The 1,559-nt window shown below is 58.1% G+C and carries 1 protein-coding gene; it reads right to left on the reverse strand.

The window, feature by feature from the left end; genetic code table 11:
* Positions 1 to 440 precede the first annotated feature (440 nt).
* On the reverse strand, positions 441 to 1,457 hold the full coding sequence (locus EJO66_RS32390; protein ID WP_125967286.1) for an IS110 family RNA-guided transposase: 1,017 nt from the start codon (positions 1,455 to 1,457) through the stop codon (positions 441 to 443).
* Positions 1,458 to 1,559 lie beyond the last annotated feature (102 nt).

Raw genomic sequence — 1,559 nt, forward strand, 5'->3', positions numbered from 1 at the left:
GGTCACCCATTAGCCGTCTCCGTCAAGAGGGACGCGCAAATATCTGCGACTGTCCCGCATATCTTGTCAAGCTGCATTCCCTGTCTCTTCGTTCGGCGCACACTTGGTTCTCGAAGTTGGTTGCGCCGTTGCGCACCAGTCACCCATCGGGATCAAGGCATGCACACCTTGCAGCGGCGTGAGCCCCTGGCTGCATTCACAGCCCCAGAAAACCCTCTGTACCCCACTGCGTCCAATCCTCGCAGCCAGACGAGCCGGCTGCACAATGTCTTGGCTTCACCTATCGGTGATCCAGCCCCATTTGGCTCGCGTTGCGGGCGCAACGAACTCATCAACATGGGAGGGATCGGTGCCAGCGTGCAATCAATTTTGATGGTTCTTCCAACCCATCTGTAGGCACTACCGGCACCGTCCCATTTATCGTCTGATTCCCGCCTGCATCAACTGAATGCCCTGCCCGCGTCGAACGGGGTTCCGTCCTTGATAACGTGGTAGCAGGCGCGTGCGAGCTTGTGCGCGACCGCCTTGATCGCGACAACAGACAAGCTGCCAGCGCATTTCTTCTGGTACCAGCGTTTGATCGTCGCGTCATAGCGTACGGCGAAGTGCGCTGCTTCAATGAACGCCCAAGACAAATACTTGTTGCCGCATTTGACGTTCCCCACGCCTTTCTTTTTGCCGTTAGATTCGCGCCGGCTGTCCACCATGCGAGCATAGGAAGCGAAGTTCCCCGCGCCGGCAAAACGGCCGATGTCCCCAGTCTCCAGTGCGATGGTCACGGCCAGGATTTCACCGATGCCGCTGACGGTCTTGAGCGCCTGGTAGTCCTCGCGCAGCTTGACCTTGGCCAGGATGCTGCGCTCGAGCTGATTGACTTGGCAGTCGATGCATTTCATCACTGCCAAGTTCGCCTTCAAGGCCTGCTTCTGCTCGTCAAGCAACTCCATCGCGTCGATGTTTTCGGGCTCCCATCGCTTGATCGCATTGCCCGTCGCTCGTGAACCGAGATTGCGTGCCATCAGATTCTCAATGCTCAAGATCTGGGTGCAGCGCTGGCGTACGAGCTGACTGCGCTTGCGCAGCAGGTCGCGGACGGCACGTTCTTCTCGAGGGTAGATATAACCGACAGGCAAGATACCCAATCGCAACAGGTGCGCGAGATGGCGTGCATCGCTGAAATCGCCACCGTGCTTGAGCCCGTCGTACTGCTTGACCGCGGCGGTGTTGACCAAGTGCACGGTGAAGCCCGCTGCCTGAAGTCCGTCGACCAGCCAGTACCAGTTGTAGGTGGACTCCACCGCCACGCCACGCACCGAACCCGCGCACGCCCGAAGTGCTGAAACGATGGCATCGAGATTGTTCGGAAGACGCCTCGCGTAGACAGTCCGATCCTGCTCGTCGAGAACGGTCACAACACTGTTGTTGGAGTGCAAATCAATCCCCGCATAAAGTTCCATGTCGGTCTCCTTCGTGGGCTCAATCGGTTGAATGGGAATCCAAACGATAGGCCAGTGAACGGAGGCCGACCCTTCGCGGGCTAGATGTTTATCAATTTTCGG

Origin of the sequence: Variovorax beijingensis (genome assembly GCF_003951285.1) — a bacterium.
Lineage (GTDB): Bacteria > Pseudomonadota > Gammaproteobacteria > Burkholderiales > Burkholderiaceae_C > Variovorax > Variovorax beijingensis.

What these genes read in the sequence shown, in the direction of transcription:
- EJO66_RS32390 (WP_125967286.1), bottom strand. Translation starts at nt 1,457, where the DNA reads ATGGAACTTTATGCGGGGATTGATTTGCACTCCAACAACAGTGTTGTG.